The 19,681-nt window shown below is 48.7% G+C and carries 20 protein-coding genes; 6 read left to right on the plus strand and 14 right to left on the minus strand.

All coding sequences use genetic code 11. The features are described from left to right. Window positions 1-68 precede the first annotated feature (68 nt). Entirely contained in the window at window positions 69-509 is a 441-nt protein-coding gene (locus EAO38_RS00775; RefSeq protein ID WP_162982643.1) for a hypothetical protein, read from the plus strand. Here the strand turns inward: EAO38_RS00775 and ffh are convergent. Genes ffh through EAO38_RS00815 form a run of 8 tightly spaced genes read right to left on the minus strand, consistent with a single transcriptional unit; the run spans window position 499 to window position 10,522 of the window. Beyond that, window positions 499-1,836, minus strand: a complete 1,338-nt coding sequence (gene ffh, locus EAO38_RS00780) for a signal recognition particle protein (protein WP_121020346.1) — start codon at window positions 1,834-1,836, stop codon at window positions 499-501. The two genes, EAO38_RS00775 and ffh, sit on opposite strands and share 11 nt — an antisense overlap. Beyond that, on the minus strand, window positions 1,829-4,420 hold the full coding sequence (locus EAO38_RS00785; protein ID WP_121020347.1) for a valine--tRNA ligase: 2,592 nt from the start codon (window positions 4,418-4,420) through the stop codon (window positions 1,829-1,831). The genes ffh and EAO38_RS00785 overlap by 8 nt, the downstream gene beginning before the upstream one ends. After that, window positions 4,420-5,139: a TerB family tellurite resistance protein gene (locus tag EAO38_RS00790; protein ID WP_121020348.1), complete on the minus strand. Its 720-nt coding sequence runs from the start codon at window positions 5,137-5,139 to the stop codon at window positions 4,420-4,422. Before EAO38_RS00790 ends, EAO38_RS00785 begins: the two co-directional genes overlap by 1 nt. Before the next feature lie 9 nt (window positions 5,140-5,148). Beyond that, window positions 5,149-5,466 (minus strand): hypothetical protein, encoded by a 318-nt coding sequence (locus EAO38_RS00795; protein WP_121020349.1) that lies wholly within the window; start codon window positions 5,464-5,466, stop codon window positions 5,149-5,151. Between the two features lie 9 nt (window positions 5,467-5,475). Continuing rightward, window positions 5,476-6,975, minus strand: coding sequence for a DUF5644 domain-containing protein (locus EAO38_RS00800; RefSeq protein ID WP_121020350.1), 1,500 nt, complete (start codon window positions 6,973-6,975; stop codon window positions 5,476-5,478). Further along, window positions 6,972-7,442 (minus strand): hypothetical protein, encoded by a 471-nt coding sequence (locus EAO38_RS00805; protein ID WP_235852448.1) that lies wholly within the window; start codon window positions 7,440-7,442, stop codon window positions 6,972-6,974. Before EAO38_RS00805 ends, EAO38_RS00800 begins: the two co-directional genes overlap by 4 nt. Then, a complete protein-coding gene (locus tag EAO38_RS00810; RefSeq protein WP_121020351.1) occupies window positions 7,439-9,229 on the minus strand; it encodes a M3 family oligoendopeptidase in 1,791 nt (596 codons plus the stop codon). Before EAO38_RS00810 ends, EAO38_RS00805 begins: the two co-directional genes overlap by 4 nt. 57 nt (window positions 9,230-9,286) lie before the next feature. Beyond that, on the minus strand, window positions 9,287-10,522 hold the full coding sequence (locus EAO38_RS00815) for a cation:proton antiporter domain-containing protein (protein WP_121020352.1): 1,236 nt from the start codon (window positions 10,520-10,522) through the stop codon (window positions 9,287-9,289). 69 nt (window positions 10,523-10,591) lie between these two features. Between EAO38_RS00815 and EAO38_RS00820 the strand changes: the two genes are divergently transcribed. Further along, the gene (locus tag EAO38_RS00820; RefSeq protein WP_121020353.1) at window positions 10,592-10,882 is read left to right on the plus strand and encodes a hypothetical protein; all 291 of its coding nucleotides are present in this window, start codon (window positions 10,592-10,594) and stop codon (window positions 10,880-10,882) included. Beyond that, window positions 10,873-11,142, plus strand: coding sequence for a CiaD-like domain-containing protein (locus EAO38_RS00825; protein ID WP_121020354.1), 270 nt, complete (start codon window positions 10,873-10,875; stop codon window positions 11,140-11,142). The genes EAO38_RS00820 and EAO38_RS00825 overlap by 10 nt, the downstream gene beginning before the upstream one ends. Here EAO38_RS00825 and nadE read toward each other — a convergent pair. From nadE to trpD, 6 genes are all read right to left on the minus strand, one after another. Next, window positions 11,139-11,888 (minus strand): NAD(+) synthase, encoded by a 750-nt coding sequence (nadE, locus tag EAO38_RS00830; RefSeq protein ID WP_121020355.1) that lies wholly within the window; start codon window positions 11,886-11,888, stop codon window positions 11,139-11,141. The two genes, EAO38_RS00825 and nadE, sit on opposite strands and share 4 nt — an antisense overlap. After that, window positions 11,889-12,317 (minus strand): hypothetical protein, encoded by a 429-nt coding sequence (locus EAO38_RS00835; protein WP_121020356.1) that lies wholly within the window; start codon window positions 12,315-12,317, stop codon window positions 11,889-11,891. Window positions 12,318-12,410: 93 nt separating this feature from the next. Continuing rightward, a complete protein-coding gene (locus EAO38_RS00840) occupies window positions 12,411-12,941 on the minus strand; it encodes a hypothetical protein (protein WP_121020357.1) in 531 nt (176 codons plus the stop codon). Continuing rightward, window positions 12,926-14,110 (minus strand): tryptophan synthase subunit beta, encoded by a 1,185-nt coding sequence (gene trpB / locus EAO38_RS00845; RefSeq protein WP_121020358.1) that lies wholly within the window; start codon window positions 14,108-14,110, stop codon window positions 12,926-12,928. Before trpB ends, EAO38_RS00840 begins: the two co-directional genes overlap by 16 nt. Continuing rightward, window positions 14,111-15,469, minus strand: a complete 1,359-nt coding sequence (gene trpCF / locus EAO38_RS00850; RefSeq protein WP_121020359.1) for a bifunctional indole-3-glycerol-phosphate synthase TrpC/phosphoribosylanthranilate isomerase TrpF — start codon at window positions 15,467-15,469, stop codon at window positions 14,111-14,113. Next, a complete protein-coding gene (trpD, locus tag EAO38_RS00855) occupies window positions 15,462-16,475 on the minus strand; it encodes an anthranilate phosphoribosyltransferase (protein ID WP_121020360.1) in 1,014 nt (337 codons plus the stop codon). Before trpD ends, trpCF begins: the two co-directional genes overlap by 8 nt. A 181-nt stretch (window positions 16,476-16,656) precedes the next feature. Here trpD and rpsB point away from each other — a divergent pair, with 181 nt between their 5' ends. Genes rpsB through metK form a run of 3 tightly spaced genes read left to right on the plus strand, consistent with a single transcriptional unit; the run spans window position 16,657 to window position 19,653 of the window. Next, window positions 16,657-17,442: a 30S ribosomal protein S2 gene (gene rpsB / locus EAO38_RS00860; protein ID WP_199767623.1), complete on the plus strand. Its 786-nt coding sequence runs from the start codon at window positions 16,657-16,659 to the stop codon at window positions 17,440-17,442. Next, entirely contained in the window at window positions 17,429-18,490 is a 1,062-nt protein-coding gene (gene tsf, locus EAO38_RS00865) for a translation elongation factor Ts (protein WP_121020361.1), read from the plus strand. The genes rpsB and tsf overlap by 14 nt, the downstream gene beginning before the upstream one ends. Next, entirely contained in the window at window positions 18,490-19,653 is a 1,164-nt protein-coding gene (gene metK, locus EAO38_RS00870) for a methionine adenosyltransferase (protein ID WP_121020362.1), read from the plus strand. The genes tsf and metK overlap by 1 nt, the downstream gene beginning before the upstream one ends. Window positions 19,654-19,681: the final 28 nt, after the last annotated feature.

Raw genomic sequence — 19,681 nt, forward strand, 5'->3', positions numbered from 1 at the left:
GTCCTCTCGTGTCAAAATAAACCAAATTATACTACAAAAGGGTGTATAATGCGCCAAAAAGGCATGCCATGCGCGCTCTGTTCCTTGTTCTGTTGTTGGGCTCATGGGGCATGGGGGCTTCTTTACAAGAAATTAAGGACACGATTCACAAAATGGCGATTCACCAAGCGGACATGCACCGCAATATCGCCATTTTGAACGATCGGCTTGGTAACCTTGTCTTGGACATCCGCGCCCATAGGGCAAAGTTAGACCCCAATACCAGCGCGCAAGTGGTGGAGATTTTCAAAGAAAACGCAGTGTTATTTAGGGTCTTGCAAGATTATTACGCACACAACGATGCGCTATTTGACTACCTAGCGGGGGTGTTACAGGGCTATAGGAGCATCGCTGCAGACATGGCAGGTAGCACGCCCTTGCAAAAATTCATGCCCTTGATGAATCAAATTCTCTCCCAGCTCCAAACTATGGTGGTGTTGGAAAAACACTTGGATACCCTCACCAACTAGACTTAGGCCCTTGTTGTTGCAACATCTGTAGCAAGTTAGAAACCCCGCCCTTGGCGCTGAGTTTTTTGGCCAATTGGGCGGCTTGTTCAAAACGCTTTAAAATGCGGTTGATCTCAGCCACTTCCAAGCCCGCCCCCTGTGCGATGCGCTTTTTACGGCTGCCATTGAGCAAATGGGGGTCTTGGCGCTCTTTGGCGGTCATAGAAGAAAGCATGGCTTTAATCTTCTTAAGCTCGGTGGAGTTTTCTAAATCTGTCCCTTTGAGCGCGCTCGCCACATTGCCCAGCCCCGGGATCATAGAAACAAGCGCGCTGAGCGAGCCTAATTTCTTGATTTTCTCCACCTGTGCGACAAAGTCATTTAAGGTAAACTGCCCCTTTTTGAGCTTTTTAGACAAGTCCTTAGCTTCTTTGGGGTCTAGTACACTCGCGGTTTTCTCCGCTAAAGTGATAATATCCCCCGCTCCCATCAATCTATTGGTGATGCGCTCGGGCACAAAGACATCTAAATCCGGGATTTTCTCCCCATGCCCGATGAAGCGCAAGGGGAGTTTGAGCTGGTAGGCGATGCCTAAAGCGACCCCACCCTTGCTATCGCTATCAAATTTGCTCAAAATCACCCCGCTAATGCCTATCTGCTCGTGAAAAGTGCTTGCAGATCGCACTCCATCCTGCCCACTGAGCGCATCTGCGACATAGAAGACCTCATGGGGCTGGAGTAATTCTTTTAAGGCTTTGAGTTCCTCCATCAAGGGCTTATCAATGGCTAAACGCCCCGCGCTATCTACAATCATCACATCAAATTGCCCCTCTAGCGCACGCGCTAAGGCCCCCTTAGCAATATGCAACACCCCCCCCTCTTGGTGAAACACTTCTACCTCCACCTGCGCGCCCAACACCTGTAATTGCTCCACAGCGGCTAGGCGTTCTAAATCGCATGCCACTAACAAGACCTTCTTTTGGCGGGTCTTGAGATAGTGGGCGAGCTTGCCACAGGTGGTGGTTTTACCCCCCCCTTGCAAGCCACACATCAGCACGATCGTAGGGGGTTTAGAAGCATAGACAAACCCGCTACCACTCCCAGGCACGCTCAAAATTTCTAGCAAACCCTCTTGCAGGGAGTCTAAAAATTGCTGTTTGCCAATGCCCTTGTTTAGAGTTTTCTCTTTGATCTGGGCGATGAGTTCTTTAACGACCTTGTGGTGTACATCGTTGCGTAAGAGCGATTTTTTCAGTGCGTCTAGGGCTTTTTCTAGTGCCTGTTGATCGTCTTGAAAACGGATTTTATTGAGGGCATTTTTAAACGATTCGCTTAACGCTTCAAACATGATCATCCTTTGCGCTCTCTAAAAGTGTGAGCTCGTTTTGTATTTGGGATTCTTTTTGGGCGATCTCTTGGGCGCGCGCGCGCAAATTCTCTAGCAACACCTGAGGGGCTTTGGCTAAAAATTGTGGGTTGTCCAAATTGAGTTTGGCTTTTTCTTTCTCTAACTTGCCCAATTGCGCTTTGAGGCGCTCTTGCAACGCGCGCACATCCACTCCCTTTAAGCTCACATGCACGCTCACCCATTGCCCCACATCGCTCAGAGCCCCCTGGGGTTTGTTTTGCACCATCGCCACACAATCGATCTTAGTGAGTTTGGCGATGAAGCCCAGGGCTTGCGAGTCTAAAGAGAGCGGGCTTTGTATAAAGCCCTTTGGCAGGCGCGCGATGCCCAACAAGACTTTCAAACGCCTAAAAGCCGTGCAGCCCTCTTTGATGGCTTCAAACACCTTTTCTAACTCCAAATCGCGTTCTGTATTCTTAGGATAGGGGGCTAGCATGATGGAGGGGGCGTTTTCTAAAGAAGTGCCCTCTAGGTGGTGGTAAAGGTATTCGCTCACAAAGGGCATGAAAGGGTGTAGGAGCTTGAGCGCGTCCTTAAAGACAGCCATAAGCGCGTGGATGGTAGCGCTTTGCTGATCTGCTTTGAGAAACTCTAACATCCAATCGCAGAACTCCCCCCATAAAAAGCGATACAGCAGGCGGGCTGCATCGTTGAAACGATAACTTTCTAGGGCTTGGCGCACTTCTTTGGTGGTGGCATGTAATCTAGAGCGCGCATAAGCCCCTAACATGCTCTCCCCGGCTTGTGTGCCCAATTCTTGGGCGCGCTTGGAGAGTAGGAGCGTGGCGTTGTAGAGTTTGTGGGTGAAGTGGCGCGCTTGCTCAATGCTTTCTTTAGAAAGGAGCAGATCGCGCCCCTGCACACTGAGCATGGCTAAGGCAAAGCGCAAACTATCCACCCCATCTTTAGCGATGATCTCTAGGGGGTCGAGCACATTTCCCTTACTCTTGCTCATCTTCTCACCCTTTTCATCGCGCACTAAGGCGTGCAGATAAATATCTCTAAAGGGCAAAGCCCCCAACAAGCTCTCCCCGGCTAAGAGCATGCGCGCCACCCAGAAAAACAAGATGTCAAACCCGGTAACCAACACGCTATTAGGGTAAAAATCTTGCAAATCGCGCGCGCTAAAGAGTTCTTCGGGCATGCCCTCTTGCCCCCAACCCAGAGTGCTAAAGGGCCACAACGCCGAGCTAAACCAAGTGTCTAGCACATCGGGGTCTTGGCTCAAGTGCAAATTGCCACATTGGGGGCAGTGGGTGGGATCGTCAATGCTGACAAATTGATGGTGGTTAGCGCAAGTAAAAACGGGGATGCGATGCCCCCACCAAAGTTGGCGGCTAATACACCAATCGCGCAACTGCTCCATCCACGCGTTGTAATTATTGCGCCAAGTGGAGGGGAAAAACTGCGCTAAACCCGCCTTGACTTTCTCAATCGCGCCCTGCGCCACCTCTTTTTTGACAAACCATTGTTTAGAGATATAGGGTTCGATGGTGTTGTTGCAACGATAACACTTGCCCACTTGGTGGGTGTGCGCTTCAATTTTTTCTATAAAGCCTTGCGCCTGCAACGCCTCTACAATGGCTGGGCGCGCTTTTAGGCGTTCTTGCCCGGCAAACTCTAGCGCATGCGTGTTCAAAATGCCATGGGTATCAAAGATCACCAAGGGTTCTAAATGGTGGCGTTTGCCCACTTCATAGTCATTAAAATCATGTGCGGGGGTTACTTTAACACAGCCTGTCCCAAAGTTAGGATCCACATAGGCATCGCCAATAATGGGGATAGAACGCCCGCTCAAGGGCAAAATTGCATGCTGCCCGATGAGGTGCTGGTAGCGCGAATCTTCTGGATGCACCATCAAGGCGACATCTCCAAAAAAGGTTTCTGGGCGCGTGGTCGCCACCACCACCACCCCACCCCGCTCTAAGCCATAGCGCAGATAATAGAGTTTGCCCTCTTCTTGGGCGTATTCTACTTCAATATCCGCTAGCGCGCCATCTTTAGTACACCAGTTGACCATGTAGAAATCCTGTACAATCAAGCCGCGTTCATACCATTCTTTAAACGCCGCGCGTACAGCCCTCTGCAAGCCCGTGTCCATGGTGAAGCGCAAGCGACTCCATGCACAACTCAAGCCTAACTCTTGCATTTGCGCGCTGATTTGGTGCGCGCAAGCTTGCTTCCACTCCCAAACCTTTTGCACAAACGCCTCACGCCCGATCTGCTCTTTGTGTACACCCTGAGCCAAGAGCTGTTTTTCTACGACATTTTGGGTGGCGATCCCGGCGTGATCTAATCCGGGTTGGTAGAGTACGCGATAGCCATCCATGCGCTTATAACGCGCTAAGATGTCTTGTAAACTCAAGGTGAGGGCATGCCCGATGTGCAAACGCCCGGTGATATTGGGCGGGGGCATCATCAGTACAAAGGGTTGCCCCTGTGCGCCCACTTCAAAATAACCCCGCTCTTTACACAACTGGTAATAACGCTTCTCTAAGCGCAGATCAAAGGGAGGGAAGTCCATTAGGATCCTTGTTGGTAAATCTCTTGGAGTTGCCACAACACGCTGAGGCGATGGGGCAGATAGCTTTTATGCCAACTCTTAGCGTCTAAAAAATTGAGATAATGTTGGGCGACCTGCGCTTGAAAGGCAGACGAATTAGGCATTTTGGCTAGGATCACATGGTAGGGCTTGTGCGCGCCTAGCGATTCAAAGCCCTCATAGAGCGCGTTAAAATCGGCGTTCTCCAAGCGCAAAAACGCGCCCACGTCCAATAACATTTCTTTGCTTTGGGCTTCTAAAGAGCCCTGGGCGTAGGCGAGCACAAAGAGAAATTCTACTAATTTCAAGCGTTTCTTATACTCCCCATGCGCGGCCTCTAAGAATTGCATACATAGGTTTTCTAGATCGGGTTTATTAGGGGTGTTGTAGAACTCTTGTAATTTCTCCAAAGCGATCCCGCTATTTTGGCTTAAATCCGTTAAAAACAGGGCGATCAAGGCTTCTTTAAGAGGGCTACTGGGCATGTTGGCTGTGGCACGCCCTAGCAAGAGTGTTACCACCCCCGATTCGCTCTCTTTTAAGCTCTCTTCAGGGTTGGGTAGGGGGTAGAGATCCAAGGTCTCTATAGGTTCTGCATTGGGCGTGGGGGCGTGTAGAGGGTTTTTTAGATACTCTTGCAAGGTGTAGTACAAGTAGAGCAAAATCACCGCCACTGCCACTACTAAAATCACTTCTATCATCGCTTCACTTTAAAAGAATTTATGATCTGGTCGTTTGTGTTTTTCGCGTTGTTCTTTATAATCGCGCTCGGTCGCCGCTTGCGAAATGCGCTTTTTCTCGGCACGCTCTTTGTTCTTGAGTTCGCGCTTGCGCTCGTAATTGCGTTGCAATTGCTGGATATAATCCTCGCGCTTTTCTGGGGATTGGAAGGTGATAGGCTTGAGCAACAAGAGCACTAACACAAAAACAAAGATGAGCAAGGAAAGCTCTGCGGATTCTTCACCATTGATGCCATACCAGCCCATACCAAGAGCCATTGCAAAGAGAATCTTGAGCCCTAATTGCAACGCGCCCCCTTATAAAAAATTAAAGGGTTGTTGGTGCTCATGCAAGCCTAAAACTTGTGCATTGTCTTCACCCATACCCAGCAAAGTTAATTGGGGCAGATAGAGCACGCTGGTGTTGTCGTGATCCCGGCTATACGCCTTAGAAGCCCTTTTGGCCATGGTGTCTAGCATGTGGAACTGGCTGACTGAAGTGGTGAGCAAAAAGTCCGCACCCAAGTCAATGGCTTCATAGCGCAACGCACCAAAGCGCTCTAGGGCTAGGGGAGCGTTGGTGTCTAATAGGTGGGTGATACTTTGTTTGGCAAATAAAGGAGTGTGGCAAGCCAAGCCCAAAGATTGGAAGAGCGCGTGGTAATTGCAATCTTCACAAGCAAAGAGCACGCTAGAAAAACCCGTAAAAACACTACTGAGCGTGGGGATATTCTCCAACAAATAGGCGTTTAAATAGACTAAGGAGGCTTGCTGGTACTCTAAATGATAGGGGGCTAGGTGTTGGTTGACCTTTTCTCTGAGCGTCTCCTCTGTCAAGAGCTCTTGAGCATAGAGCGCGTTGGCATAGGCATCTTGATCGCATAAGAGCAAGGGCACGCCCATTTTTTGCGCCAAAGCCATGTTGTAGGCGTTCGCGCTTAAAAATTTCTCCAAATCTCCCAAACGCCCCCAATACCCCCCATCAAAACAACATTCTGCCTCCAACACACGCAAATTCAAGCGCGCTAACAACGCCTTAGCGCTCTGCAATAGGGGCGCGCTATTGTAGGTTTTTTCATAGCCGTTGAAGAGCAAAAAATCCCCTTGAACTTGAGAGGTTTGAGGGGTTTTGAGTTGATACTTGCTCTCTAAATTTTTGCCAATATGCGCCCATATATTGTTGGCAATGGGGCAATTAGAAGCCTGAATGAGCCATTTTTGCAAGTCATAAATTTCTTGCTCAATGCGATCGCTGGGCGGGTAGAGGTAGGGTTTGGGGCTGACAAAGTTCATCACGCCGTATTTGCTATCAGCAATGCTTTGCAAGAGGTCTTTAGAGCGGTGGGGGTAACGCCCCATCAACCACTTGACATACAAAAAGAAACCATCGCCATAATAGCCCTCATGGTAGCTAGGTTGGACAAAATTAATATTGGTGTATCTGGCTAATTCATGGCGTTCTTCTTGGGTGAGAAAGGGCGCGCTGTGTAAAAAGCGTTGGTAATCTTTCAAGATCGCCTCCTCGTCCATACACAAGTCATGGCGGGCGTATTTCAAGCTCAAGGGCTCGAGCACCCACTCCTTGCCAAATTGTGCGATCAAGTCTAGCACTCTAGCGTCTTCAAAAACCGCCACTTGGTTAAGGCGCACGCCCAAGTGCATGCGATCGTAGCTAAAATCTTGCAAAGGGATATGTGCCAGCACATCGCTTAGATGCCAATCTAGGGCGTATTCCACTTGGGCTAGCTGGTAGGAAGGATTATAATCCTTGCGCGCATCAAATCTAAAAACCTTGATCTGCAGCTTTAAAACACTCATTCTTTACCTTGTAAGGCGCGTAGGGCTTTTTGATTTCTAGGATCAGCTAGAAAGGCATCCTTAGAATCTTGGATTTGCGCTTGTCCATCATCGCCAAAAATGCTTGTCGCGTCCGAGCGGTTGAAGAGCACCACATTGGAGTCGTTTTTATCTTTTACGATGATCTGTACAATGCCTTCTAGGGCAATGCTCACCGTGGTTTCAATATTGTCCCCCAAGCCCGCTTCAAAGCTAATTTCTTGGCGCAAACGCCGAATTTTCAAACTCTCAAAGGTGTACCCGGCCAGCACAAAGAGCACGAAATTTCCAAAACTCTCGAACAAATCGGGGGGCAAAAGGGGTTCAAAGCGTACCTTAGAGAGATCGCAAAACACGCTGAAGTTCACGCGGTGGCCGTGCAGGAAATAGAGATGATCCAAGCAATGCTGGTTAGCCATGGCATTGTAGCGACCGCTCAAGTCTCTCAAAGCAACGCCTCAAATTCAGATAACATTTTTTCCACCTCGCCCATGCCAATTCTCCAAAACTCTTTGTCTTGAATGTCTAGCCCAAACATGCCCACCAGCTCTTCAGGGCTTTGGCTACCCCCCTTGCTCAAAAAATTCGTGTAGGTCTCTACAAATGCCTTGCGCTCGGCTGGGGTGTTTTGCTGGCGGTAGAGCCCAAACAACGCCAACACCAGCAATTGCCCATAGCTATAGGCGTAACAATAAAAGGGGGAGTGGATGAAATGGGGGATATAGCTCCACCAGCGCGCGTAATTCTTGGTGAGCTTCACACTCTTACCAAACATCTTGGCGTTTTCTTCCTGCCAAATGGTGTCAAAATCCTGCGCCTTGAGCTCCTCTTGCGTGGCGTGGATGCGGCGCTCAAAATTGGTCATCACAACCTGCCTAAACATGGTTGAAAACATGTCCTCTAGTTTGCCCGCGTAAATGTCCTTGAGCTCCTTCTTGTCTAGATTCTGCTTCAGGCTTTCAAATAATAGCATCTCTCCAAAGACGGAGGCAGTTTCAGAAGTGGTTAGAGGGGTGTTGGTGTTGAAATAGCCCACCTCTTTACTCAATTCTTGATGAATCATGTGCCCAAATTCATGCGCAATTGTGAAGACAGAGCGGCGGTTGTTGGTGAAGTTGAGCAACACGAAGGGGTGCGCGCTGGGCACGGTGCTAGCGCTAAATGCCCCGCCCTGCTTGCCGCTCCTAGGGTGCGAATCCACCCAGCCATGCGCGAGAGCATTTTCCACAATGGCGGCAAATTTAGGTGAAAAGTTCTTATAAGCCTTGAGCACTTGATCAAGAGCTTCTTGGTAGGTTACAGGGCTTTCTTTGGTGTCTAGAGGGGCGTAGCGATCGTAGTCTTTGAGTTTATGGCCTAAAATTTTGGATTTGATTTTGTAGTAGCGTTGCACTAAAGCTTGGTTGTCATTGACAATCTCTAGCATGCTATCCACGCTCACTTGAGAGATTTGGTTAGAAAGGTGGCGGAAACTCTCCGGACTTTCATAGTGGCGCAATTTATTGGCGATGTGCAGACCTTTGCGCACCATATTGAGCACATAAGTGAGCACCAACTCATTTTTCTTAAGAGCCTTGGTCAAAGCTTTTTGGGCTTTTTTGCGCAATTTGCGATCTGGGTTGTGCAACTCTGAAAGAATTTCCTCCTCGCTGATGATCTTGTCTTGGAAGGGGATTTTCAACGCAGTCAACGCCTTGTCAAAAAGATTAGAAAACGCGTCCACGCCCACGCTAGAAGTGGCTAGCAAAATCTTTTCTTCAGGTAGGCTCAAAATATGAGACTTTTCTTTCAAGAGCAGGCGCAAAGTGTAAGCGTACTTGGGAGTGGCTTGGATCAACTCTTCTTGTTTAGCGCTATCCAAAGCACAGAATTCATTGTCCACGAATAGGAGATGTTGTGCGATGTCGTTGCACAACATCTCGTATTTGGAATACAAATCGCTTTTATCCGTGTCGCTTGCAAAGACCAAAGACACATAGGCCATCGCCCTAGAAATGCCCTCGCTCAGTTCCTCATAATCCTCCATCGCTTTTTTAAAACCGCCCGCTTCCAGCTGGCTGAAAGCACTGGCGTATTTCTTCTCATAAGCTCTAACTCTCTTGTCTAAACTAGCGATGTGCTTGTCTAAATCGTCCAAGTCTTTAAACAGCGCGCCTAAATCCCAGCGGTGCTCTAGAGTGCTTGGAGTTTTGGGGTCTTGTGTGGAAGGTTTCTTACTTGTCTTGGTTGGACTCATCGGCATTCCTTTTTTGGGTGGTTTAGAGCTATTCTAACATGATTTGCCATACTTGGGCTAATTTTTAGAAGCTTCCTTATGAAAAATGAAATTGGCTAGGGAATCTAAGTATTTGAGCATAAAGGGCGTGGCAAGCATAGAGAAGATGATCATAAGAACCAAGAATTGCTGGATATCTTGGGGGAGGACATGGATAATGCCTTTCTTGTGCAAGAAAGCTAGCAGTCCTTGGTGTTTTTGCAAAGTTAGGACATCTTGCTTGCTAGCTGTTAAGAAAACTACCAATGCAAATTCTCCAATCTGGGCTAGAGATAGGGCTGTTTTGATAGAACTCTTGGTGTCCCTAAAGAAGCGCAAGAGAAAGTACAAGATTGCAATCTTGAGCACCATCGCGATACTGAGCAAGAGCACCACGGCAAAGAAATTTTCAAACAAGAATTTCAGATTAATTTGCATCCCCACGGTAACAAAGAACAGCCCCAAAAAGATATTTTTTAAGGGGGCAAATTCGTCCTGCACTTTGACGCGGTAACGCGACTTAGAAATCGCCATGCCCGCTACAAACGCCCCTAGCGACATTGAAAAGCCAAAAAAGTGGCTCAAACTCGCCGCGCCAAAAACAATGAGCAAGATTGTTGCCATGAATAACTCAGGCAGGCGACTCTCAGCAGCCAAACTGAGTATTTTAGTGGCGGCTTGTTTGCCGGGTAATAGCAGGATAGAGAGAATGATCCCCGCAGAGATCGCCGTTTTGATCAAAAGCTTGACAAAGTTTGCGTGCGCATCCCCCATGAGCATCAAGATCAAGAGCATGGGGATGGCAGCGATGTCTTGAAAGATCAAAATCCCCACCACGATCTTGCCCACTGGGGTGTTGAGCTGCTTGCTCTCTTCAAAGAATTTGAGCACGATGGCAGTTGAGGAGAGAGAAAAACCCATGCTCACCACCAGCGAAAAGCCCCATGAAGAACCCATCACATAGTACCCAAAAACCATGAATATGAGAGAAGTAACCACCACCTGCAACCCCCCAAACACCAGCACTTCCTGCTTCATGGTCTTGAGTTTGTCAAAATTGAACTCCAGCCCAATCATGAACATTAAAAAGACAATTCCAAAATCCGCAATTTCAGAGAGAGATTCAAAATCCTCAATATGAAAAATCGCCACAATAATGAGCCCTGTGAGGATATAGCCAATGATGATGGGCATGTCTATGCGCTTGAGCAAGAGACCACTGACCACACTCAAACCCAAGCTCGCAACAATTACATATAGGGGGTGTATTTCCATAGGTTATCCATTAAAGCAATGCTTAAAAACTCGCATTATATAATAAACCGACAAATAGGGAGAGTATGTGTGGAAAAGACAATCGCTTTGGCTAGTGTTTATGAGCTACAGGGGTTAAAATCCCAAGCGTTGGAGATTTATAAGAATGTCCTAGAAAAAGACCCTCGAAATAAAGAGGCTTTGCAGGGTTGCAAGCGTTTGACTCAAACCCCAACTACCCCCTGTACCCCGCGCGCGCAACTCCAGCAATACGCGCCCTTGCAACGCTTTGAGATGCAAAAAATGCAAAAATTATTTATCCAAGCCGAACAACCCGCGCAATTGCGCGCTATCGAACAATGGTTAATGCAATGGAACTAAGAAGTATTGTCTCTCAAACTCTGGATGAAATCGGTCAAAAAGAGCCCGCAACACCCAGCCCTAAGCCTCTTCCTGCGCGTGTATCCCAAGAGGAACAGGCTTTTCTAAGGGATTTGGAACAAAAAACCCTCCTCTTATTTGAAGGGCTTAGAGCGCACCAAATTAAAGATTTGCCCACTAAATTAGACTTGGTACTCAATTATTTGCAGTACCAACTTTACGTAGTACAAGAACGCCTCAAAACCTACCAGCAAGACTAAGAAAAATAGCTAGGAGGCTGGCTTTTAAAGGCGTTTTTTTGCACCCTTGAGACAATGCTTGCCACCAAATCGGGCGCATACCCTAGATCGCACAGCACTCTAGGCTCGATGTGTGTAGGGCGATCCCAACGCGCGCTGATCTCTGCTAAGAGGGGGTCAATGAGCGCGTAGCTAAAGCCTAAATCTAGTTCATCGCTCTGCCCGCTATAGAGATCCGCGCTGGGGGGTTTGTTTAAAATATTTGCAGGGATTTCTAGGGCACGGGCTAGGGTGTAAACCTGGCTTTTAAACAGGTGGGCAATGGGGTTAATTAGCCATGCCAAATCCCCAAAAAGCGTGCCATAGCCTAGCATGATCTCACTCTTATTGCTTGTACCCACCACTAACGCCTCAATCTCCATAGAAAAATCATAGAGCAAGTTCATGCGCATGCGCGCGCAGAAATTGCCCAGCCGTCCTAAACTCGCGTTAGGGTTATTGGCTTTAAATAACGCTTCATAAGGCGCAATGGGGCGTTGTGTATAGGGGATATTAAAATGCTTACACAGCGCGATCGCATCTTGTAGCGCGCTAGAGGGGTGGCTTGCGGGCATTAAAAGGGCGTGCGTGGGCAGGACTTTTTGGCACAACACCCCCACTAGCGCGCTATCCACCCCCCCGCTCATCCCCACTAAAAAGCGCTTAAAGCCCCTTTGTGCGCTTTGGGTTTGTAAAAACAAAAGGAGTTGATCTAGGGTGTTTTTCATCTAAAACTCCGGCAAAAATTTAGCGCATCTGGGATTGGGGGTGGCATCTCCAGAGGCTGCACCATACAATAGGGGACTACAACCCAAGTAATAAACCTTGCCCTTGCGATCTTGGATGGTAAAACTCCCGCCCGCATCAATGTCAAAGGTGTATTTCTGCCCCTCTAAGACAAAACTCCCCGTGATGTAGCAGGGGAATTGCTCGTAGTCTATATAGGGTGAGCTCTCATAGGTTTCACTTCTCTTAAAAAACTTTTTTAAGCTCTTGGGGCTAAAGTGCCATGCCAAACACCGCTTGGCAAATTCTTCTCCCTCTCTAGCGATGATTTCTTTTCTGTCTTGCTCGTTGTGTCCTACTTTCACCGGATGAATCACAATCTTTTGAATTTGATCAAAACTCTTTGTCCATAGCCCGCAGTCCTCCCCCAAAACGTGATAACATTCTTTAACTCGAGCTGAATCTAGGGCGTGTGTAAAAGAGCCTGCCAAAATACCACAGATGAATATCTTAATAGCATGCATTTAAAAATCCGGCAAAAATTTAGCGCATTTGGGATTAGAAACAATGTCCCCAGAGTCATTATACCGCTCAAGGTTACAACCCAAGTAATAAGTCTTGCGCTTGGAATCGTGAATCTCAAAATACCCGCCCCCATTAATCTCAAAGGTGTATTTTTGCCCCTCTAGCATAAAACTCCCCGTGATGTGGCAAGGGAAATAGTCATAGTCATGACGGGGTGAGCTATCCTCATAGGTTTCACTTCTCTTAAAAAACTCTTTTAAGCTCTTGGGGTTAAAGCGCCATGCCAAACACCCCTTAATCTCTTCGCTTCCCTGCTCCGCTTTAATTTGCTCTTGAGTAAGCTCTATTTTTGCCGGATGAATCACAATCTTTTGAATCTGATCAAAGCCTTTGGTCCATAACCCGCAGTCCTTGCCCAAAACCTCATAGCATTCTTTAACTCGAGCTGAATCTAGGGCGTGGAGCACAGACATCAGCATCCCCATGAGCAACACCCCTGCAAGTTTCTTTGTTTTTAAGAGTTTTTGCATGCCATCGCTTCTTGCACGCTGGCTAGGTCCTTATCCCCCCGCCCGCTTAAATTGACAACCATTAGAGTCTCTTGCGTGCAAGTTTGGGCGATTTTTAAGGCGTAGGCTAGCGCGTGCGCGCTCTCCAAAGCCGGGATAATTCCCTCTTCTTGGCACAGACACACAAAAGCATCCAAAGCTTCTTGATCGCTAATTGCCACATACTCCGCCCGCCCGCTGCTCTTCAAATAACTATGCTCTGGTCCTACGCCTGGATAATCCAGCCCTGCGCTCAAGCTATGACTTTCACAAATCTGCCCCTGTACGTCTTGCAAAATATAGGTTTTGCTTCCATGCAAAATCCCCACACTCCCTCGACACAACACCGCGCCATGCTTAGAAGTCTCCAACCCTAAACCACCCGGCTCCACGCCAATAAGGCGTACCTGTAAGTCTGGCAAAAAGCCAGAGAACATGCCAATGGCATTAGACCCCCCACCCACACACGCGATCACCATGTCGGGCAATCTGCCCTCCTTTTCTAGAATCTGCGCCCTAGTTTCTGTGCCGATCACGCTCTGAAAGTGTTTGACCATGCGCGGGTAAGGATGTGGGCCTGCGGCCGTGCCTAATAAATAATGCGTGTTAGGATAGGAACTTGCCCAATCGCGTAAGGCTTGGTTGATCGCGCTTTTGAGTGTCGCACACCCGCTGTGTACTCCCACCACCTCAGCCCCCATCAAGCGCATGCGAAACACATTTTGTTCTTGGCGTTGCATGTCTTTTGCCCCCATATACACCACGCACTCTAACCCCAATAGCGCGCACGCGATTGCGCTGGCCACCCCGTGTTGCCCGGCACCCGTCTCGGCGATAATGCGCTTCTTGCCCATATTTTTTGCCAGCAATGCCTGCCCTAGGGCTTGGTTGGTCTTGTGTGCCCCGCCATGGATGAGGTCCTCGCGCTTTAGATAGAGTTTCACCTTGGGGTTTTTCACAATATTTTTCACTGGAGTGAGCGCGCTAGGACGCCCCACAAAATCGCGCAAAAGAGTCTTAAAACTCTCTTGAAAGGCGCGATCGCCTACACATTCTTCGAACGCTTCGCCCAATTCCTGCAGTGCGGGGACAAGGATTTCTGGCACAAAACAGCCCCCAAACTCCCCAAAGTATGCCTGTGATTCTGACATTCAATACTCTCTTAACATGTGGGATATTTCTAAGATTTTGATCCGACTCTTTTTACCCGGAGAATCCTCTACCCCCGAATTGACATCCAAGCCCAACGCGCCAACGTTTAAAGCATCTTTAAGATTATGCGCCCCAATCCCCCCAGCTAGCATAAAGGGCTTGGCTTGCGTGTCTAAAATCTCCCAAGCAAAGCACACTCCATTGCCCCCCGCCCGCACGCCCTTGCTATCATAAAGAATTAAGTCCGCGCCATTGTCTACATTCGTATCTAGGGTACGCGCGCTTGGGTCCACACTGTGCACCTGCCAAATGGCGCAATCCAAACAAGCTTTGAGCAAACTAATTTGTTGCGCGTCATAATTTCCATGGAGTTGCACCACGCTCAAGCCCAAGAGCTGGGCAGTATGGATGATCACGCTAATATGCGCGTCTACAAAGACACCCACAAATTTTAAACCACGTACCTTGCGCACCAATTTAAGGGCTTTTTTGGGTGTGATATAACGGGGTGAAATGGGGCAAAAGATCAAGCCCCCATAGAGGAAATGGGCTTTGTAGGCGCGTTTTGCGTCCTTTAAGCGGGTTAACCCACAGAGCTTATGCGCCCCATAAATAAGTTGTACACACGCTTGGTGTAAATCAGGCGCGCCCATCAACGCGCTCCCCACTAAAAAACCATGCACCTTAGGGGCTAGCGCTTTGATTTGGGCATGTGTGCTAAAGCCAGATTCGCTCACCACCACATGCCCCTCGGGAATGAGAGCGCGCAGGGTGTTCGTGGTGTTTAGATCCACCTTGAGAGTGTGTAGATCGCGATTGTTGATCCCAATGATTTGCGCGCCCAATTCTAGGGCTCTTTGCACTTCCTTAGTGTTGCTCACTTCGCACAACACGGCCATGTTTAGGGTGTGCGCTAGGGTAGCAAGTTGGTGGTATTGCGCATCTTCTAGTGCACTTAACATGAGCAAAATCGCGTCTGCACCCATGTGTCTAGCCAACTTGACTTGAAAGGGAGTGAGGATGAAATCCTTACACAAAATTGGTTTGTCTGTGCGCTCAGAGACAAAATGCAAATATTGGTAAGAACCCTTGAAATACGCCATATCAGTGAGTACGGAAATGCAAGTGGCAAATCGATTATAAACTTTGACAATTTCTTCTAAGTGGAATGCCGCGCGGATCAAACCTTTAGAGGGTGAAGCCTTTTTACATTCCAAAATAAAACTGGTGCGTTGCTCTAAAAGGGCCTGTTTAAAATCTCGATGGCTTAAGGAAATCTGCGTGGGCAAATTGTACATTTTTTCCAACAGCGCGATCTCTTGGGGCTTGTGCGCCAATATCTCTTGCAAATTAGGCATGGCTGGCCTTGATAATTTTTTGTAGATGTCGATACGCCTGCGCGCTTTCTAAATGGGCTAGGACCATTGCAACCCCTTCTTTAAAACTAGCCGCCTTACCGGCCAAGTAGAGCAAGGGCGCGCTATTGATCGCGATGCTGGCTTTATGAGCCTGCGTTGCGCGCCCTTGCAAAATGTCCAAACAGATTCGCGCGCTGTTCTCTAAGTGATCGCTGCACAACGCTTCTAGGGGATAAGAATTTAGCCCAAAATCCTTAGGGCTCAAGCGGTATTGTTGGATTTGTTTATCCTGTAAGGCGCATACTACACTTTCCCCATGCAAGGCGATCTCATCCAATCCCTCCCCATGCACCACCAACGCGCGCTCTATGCCCAACTTGCTCAAAGCGCGCGCCATGGGCAAGCATAACTTAGGATCATAAACTCCTAAGAGCTGGGCTTTTGGGGCTAAAGGGTTGATGAGCGGCCCGATGAGATTAAAGATCGTGCGGGTTTTGAGCTCTTGGCGCACCTTAGTCGCATGGGCAAAGTGAGGGTAAAACAAGGGCGCGAAGAGAAAAGTAAAATTGGTCTTTTGTAAACAAACTAGGGCTTTTTTCAAATCCATGCCAATATTCACACCCAAAAACTCGAGCAAATCCGCGCTCCCCCCCGCCCTAGAGCTGCTCTTATTGCCATGTTTAGCCATGGGTACCCCCATAGAGGCACACACCAGCGCGCTAATGGTGCTGACATTAAGAGTGTTGGCCCCATCACCCCCCGTGCCACAATTATCATAACATAGTGTTACGGGTTGCTTGGGTTGTAACTGCAAACAAAAGCGCGCCGCGCTGGTGATCTCGCGTGCGCTCTCAGGTTTCATCTTTAAAGCGATCAACACCGCGCTCAATTGTACCGCGCTCAATTCTCCTTGTATGATGGCACTAAAAAGTTCCCTGATCTGCGCGTCCGTGAGACTTCTTTTTTGATAGAGCCGCTCAAATACGGCCTTTAAACCAGATTGCATGCTCAAAAACTCCTGCTAGATGCAACATTGTAATACAAGAGAGCAAATAAGCGTCATCCCAAGTTAAACTTCCCTTTATCTGAAGCGCGTTAGAATACCCCCCGCCTTTCATCAATTCACACACGCCCCGCCTTAAAGTGATCAAGCAGGGGGCGTGGCGGCAAACTTTAAGGAGACATCTATGATCACCATGAAAGATTTATTAGAGTGTGGGGTGCATTTCGGGCATCAGACAAGGCGTTGGAATCCTAAAACCGCGCGTTTTATCTTTGGGGTGCGCAAGAATATCCACATCATTGATTTACAAAAAACTTTGCGCTACTTTCGCTATACCTACAATGTGGTGCGCGATGCCAGCGCAGAGGGCAAGACTATCATGTTTGTAGGCACTAAAAAACAGGCTAGCGATGCGCTCAAAGAGTATGCGATGCAAGTCAATGTGCCCTATGTGAATTACCGCTGGTTAGGGGGTATGCTCACCAATTTTAGCACCATTAGAAAATCCGTGCGCAAGCTAGAAATCATGGAGGACATGGAGACTAGCGGGCAGATAGACCTGCTCACCAAAAAAGAAAAGCTAATGATCTTGCGCAAGAAAGAGAAGCTTGAAAAGTATTTAGGCGGAGTGCGCCACATGAAGCAAATGCCTGATATGATGTTTGTGGTAGATGTGGTGAAAGAAAAAATCGCGGTGGCTGAGGCTAGGCGACTAGGCATCCCCATTGTCGCCCCCCTAGACACCAATTGCGACCCGGATTTAGTGGATTACCCCATCCCGGGCAATGACGATGCGATTCGCTCGATTCGTCTGTTCTGTAAAGAGATGGCAGAGGCGATCACAGAAGGGCGCGAATTGGTGGGCAGACCCCAAGAAAATCTTGAAGAGGTTGAACATGTGAGCGCGCAAGAGCGTCAAGAGGTGTTAGAAGAGGTGTATCAAGAAGGAGAACAAGATGAGTCAAATTAGTGCCGCGCAGGTAAAGCAATTGCGCGAAATGACGGACGCGCCCATGATGGATTGCAAAAAGGCGTTGGTAGAGTGTGGGGGGGATTTGGACAAAGCCATCGAACACCTGCGCCAAAAAGGCTTGAGCAAGGCGGTTAAAAAAGCCGATCGCGTGGCCTCTGAAGGCGTGATCGCTCTAGAAGTGGATGCCCAACAAGCCACCATGCTAGAAATCAATAGCGAAACGGATTTTGTGGCTAAAAACGATCACTTCAAGGCGTTGGTGTCTAAAAGTTTAGAGGTGGCTAAGACACAGGGGGTAGAAAGTGTAGAGGCGTTGTACCAAGCCCCTGTAGAGGGGCAGACCTATGAAGCCTATCTGCACAGCGCGATCGCCAAAATTGGTGAAAATATTGTGCTGAGGCGTTTAGCCCAGCTCAAAGCAGGGGGGCATGAAGCCTTGAATGGGTATTTGCACGCCAACCACCGGGTGGGCGCGATCGTTAAAATCGCCCACACAAACCCAGCTCATGCTCATAAACTCAAAGAATTAGCCCGCCAGATTGCCATGCATGCCGCAGCGATGAAGCCAGTTGTGCTAGATTATCATGCCTTTAGCCCTGAATTTATCACACAAGAGAAGTTAGCTTTAGTCGCAGAGCTAGAAAAAGAAAACGAGGAGCTCAAACGGCTGGGCAAACCTCTAAAACACATCCCCACCTATGTCAGTCGCGTTGAGCTCACCCCTGCTGTGTTGCAAGCTCAAGAAGAGGCGTACAAACAAGAGTTAAAAGAGCAGGGCAAGCCGGAGAAAATCTTTGATAAGATCATCCCGGGCAAGATGGAGCGTTTTATCGCGGATAACACCCTTTTAGATCAACGCTTGACTTTACTAGGGCAGTTTTTTGTCATGGACGATAAAAAGACCATCGCACAGGTGTTAGAAGAAAGGGGCGCAGAGCTAGAGGACACTCTGAGCATTAGCGCCTATGTGCGCTTTGAGGTGGGCGAAGGCATTGAAAAGAAACAAGAGGACTTTGCTGCCGAAGTGGCAGCACAGATTAGCTAATGGATCGCTATCTTTTTACCTCTGAATCGGTTACAGAGGGACACCCGGACAAAATGGCAGATCAAATCAGCGATGCCATCTTGGACTACATCATTGAGCGTGACCCGCACGCACGCGTGGCATGCGAAACCCTCTTAGCCAATGGCTTTTGCGTGATCACTGGTGAGCTTAAAACCCGCGTCTATGCCCCTATGCAAGAGATCGCCAGAGGCGTGGTGCGCGACATTGGCTACACGGACGCGCTCTATGGCTTTGATTACCGCAGCGCTGCCGTGCTCAATGGGATTGGCGAACAAAGCCCAGACATCAATCAGGGCGTGGATCGCCCCGATGGCGAGGTGGGGGCAGGCGATCAAGGCTTGATGTTTGGCTATGCATGCGATGAGACCCCCTCTTACATGCCCCTAGCCATTGATTTAGCCCATGCCATCACGCGCGCGCTAGCCCAAGCTAGAAAGAGCGCGGTCTTGCCTTTTTTACGCCCGGATGGCAAGGCGCAGGTTACTATCCAATACGAGGGGCACAAACCCGTAGGGATCAATACCATCGTGGTTTCTACCCAGCACTCCCCTGAGATCGATCAAAAACGCCTTAGAGAAGCCGTCATTGAAGAGATTGTCTATAAGGTGTTGCCTAAAGAGTTTCTCAACGACAATATCACTTACCACATCAACCCCACGGGTAAATTTGTGATCGGCGGACCACAGGGCGATGCGGGTTTGACGGGGCGTAAGATCATCGTAGACACCTATGGGGGGAGTTGCCCGCATGGCGGGGGGGCGTTTAGCGGCAAAGACCCCTCTAAGGTGGATCGCAGCGCGGCGTATATGGCACGCTACATCGCCAAAAACTTGGTGGCAAGTGGGGTGTGCCATAGAGCCACCGTGCAACTCGCCTATGCGATTGGGGTGGTAGAACCCGTGTCTGTCTATGTCAACGCGCATGGCACAAGCGCGTACAGCCCTGAACAGCTAGAGGCTTGCGTGCGCGCCCTTTTCAAACTCACGCCCAAGGGGATCATGCAAAGTCTCAATCTCTTACGCCCCATTTATCGCCAGACCGCCACTTATGGGCATTTTGGACGCGAGGGCTTTAGCTGGGAGAACACAGACAAGGTAGAGGCGATTATAGAGTATTTTAAAGCCAAGTCTTTAAAGGCATGATTTAGGGGATTGCTTTGGATTCTCAAAC

Source organism: Helicobacter vulpis (assembly GCF_003660395.1).
Taxonomy (GTDB): Bacteria; Campylobacterota; Campylobacteria; order Campylobacterales; family Helicobacteraceae; genus Helicobacter; species Helicobacter vulpis.

Excerpts from the sequence above, each read along its gene's own strand:
- trpD (WP_121020360.1), bottom strand. The coding sequence starts at position 16,475 with ATGCAATCTGGTTTAAAGGCCGTATTTGAGCGGCTCTATCAAAAAAGA.
- tsf (WP_121020361.1), top strand. The coding sequence starts at position 17,429 with ATGAGTCAAATTAGTGCCGCGCAGGTAAAGCAATTGCGCGAAATGACG.
- EAO38_RS00790 (WP_121020348.1), bottom strand. The coding sequence starts at position 5,139 with ATGATAGAAGTGATTTTAGTAGTGGCAGTGGCGGTGATTTTGCTCTAC.
- trpCF (WP_121020359.1), bottom strand. The coding sequence starts at position 15,469 with ATGCCTAATTTGCAAGAGATATTGGCGCACAAGCCCCAAGAGATCGCG.
- EAO38_RS00810 (WP_121020351.1), bottom strand. The coding sequence starts at position 9,229 with ATGAGTCCAACCAAGACAAGTAAGAAACCTTCCACACAAGACCCCAAA.
- EAO38_RS00785 (WP_121020347.1), bottom strand. The coding sequence starts at position 4,420 with ATGGACTTCCCTCCCTTTGATCTGCGCTTAGAGAAGCGTTATTACCAG.
- trpB (WP_121020358.1), bottom strand. The coding sequence starts at position 14,110 with ATGTCAGAATCACAGGCATACTTTGGGGAGTTTGGGGGCTGTTTTGTG.
- EAO38_RS00825 (WP_121020354.1), top strand. The coding sequence starts at position 10,873 with ATGGAACTAAGAAGTATTGTCTCTCAAACTCTGGATGAAATCGGTCAA.
- nadE (WP_121020355.1), bottom strand. The coding sequence starts at position 11,888 with ATGAAAAACACCCTAGATCAACTCCTTTTGTTTTTACAAACCCAAAGC.
- ffh (WP_121020346.1), bottom strand. The coding sequence starts at position 1,836 with ATGTTTGAAGCGTTAAGCGAATCGTTTAAAAATGCCCTCAATAAAATC.
- EAO38_RS00775 (WP_162982643.1), top strand. The coding sequence starts at position 69 with ATGCGCGCTCTGTTCCTTGTTCTGTTGTTGGGCTCATGGGGCATGGGG.
- EAO38_RS00815 (WP_121020352.1), bottom strand. The coding sequence starts at position 10,522 with ATGGAAATACACCCCCTATATGTAATTGTTGCGAGCTTGGGTTTGAGT.
- rpsB (WP_199767623.1), top strand. The coding sequence starts at position 16,657 with ATGATCACCATGAAAGATTTATTAGAGTGTGGGGTGCATTTCGGGCAT.
- EAO38_RS00800 (WP_121020350.1), bottom strand. The coding sequence starts at position 6,975 with ATGAGTGTTTTAAAGCTGCAGATCAAGGTTTTTAGATTTGATGCGCGC.
- metK (WP_121020362.1), top strand. The coding sequence starts at position 18,490 with ATGGATCGCTATCTTTTTACCTCTGAATCGGTTACAGAGGGACACCCG.
- EAO38_RS00840 (WP_121020357.1), bottom strand. The coding sequence starts at position 12,941 with ATGCAAAAACTCTTAAAAACAAAGAAACTTGCAGGGGTGTTGCTCATG.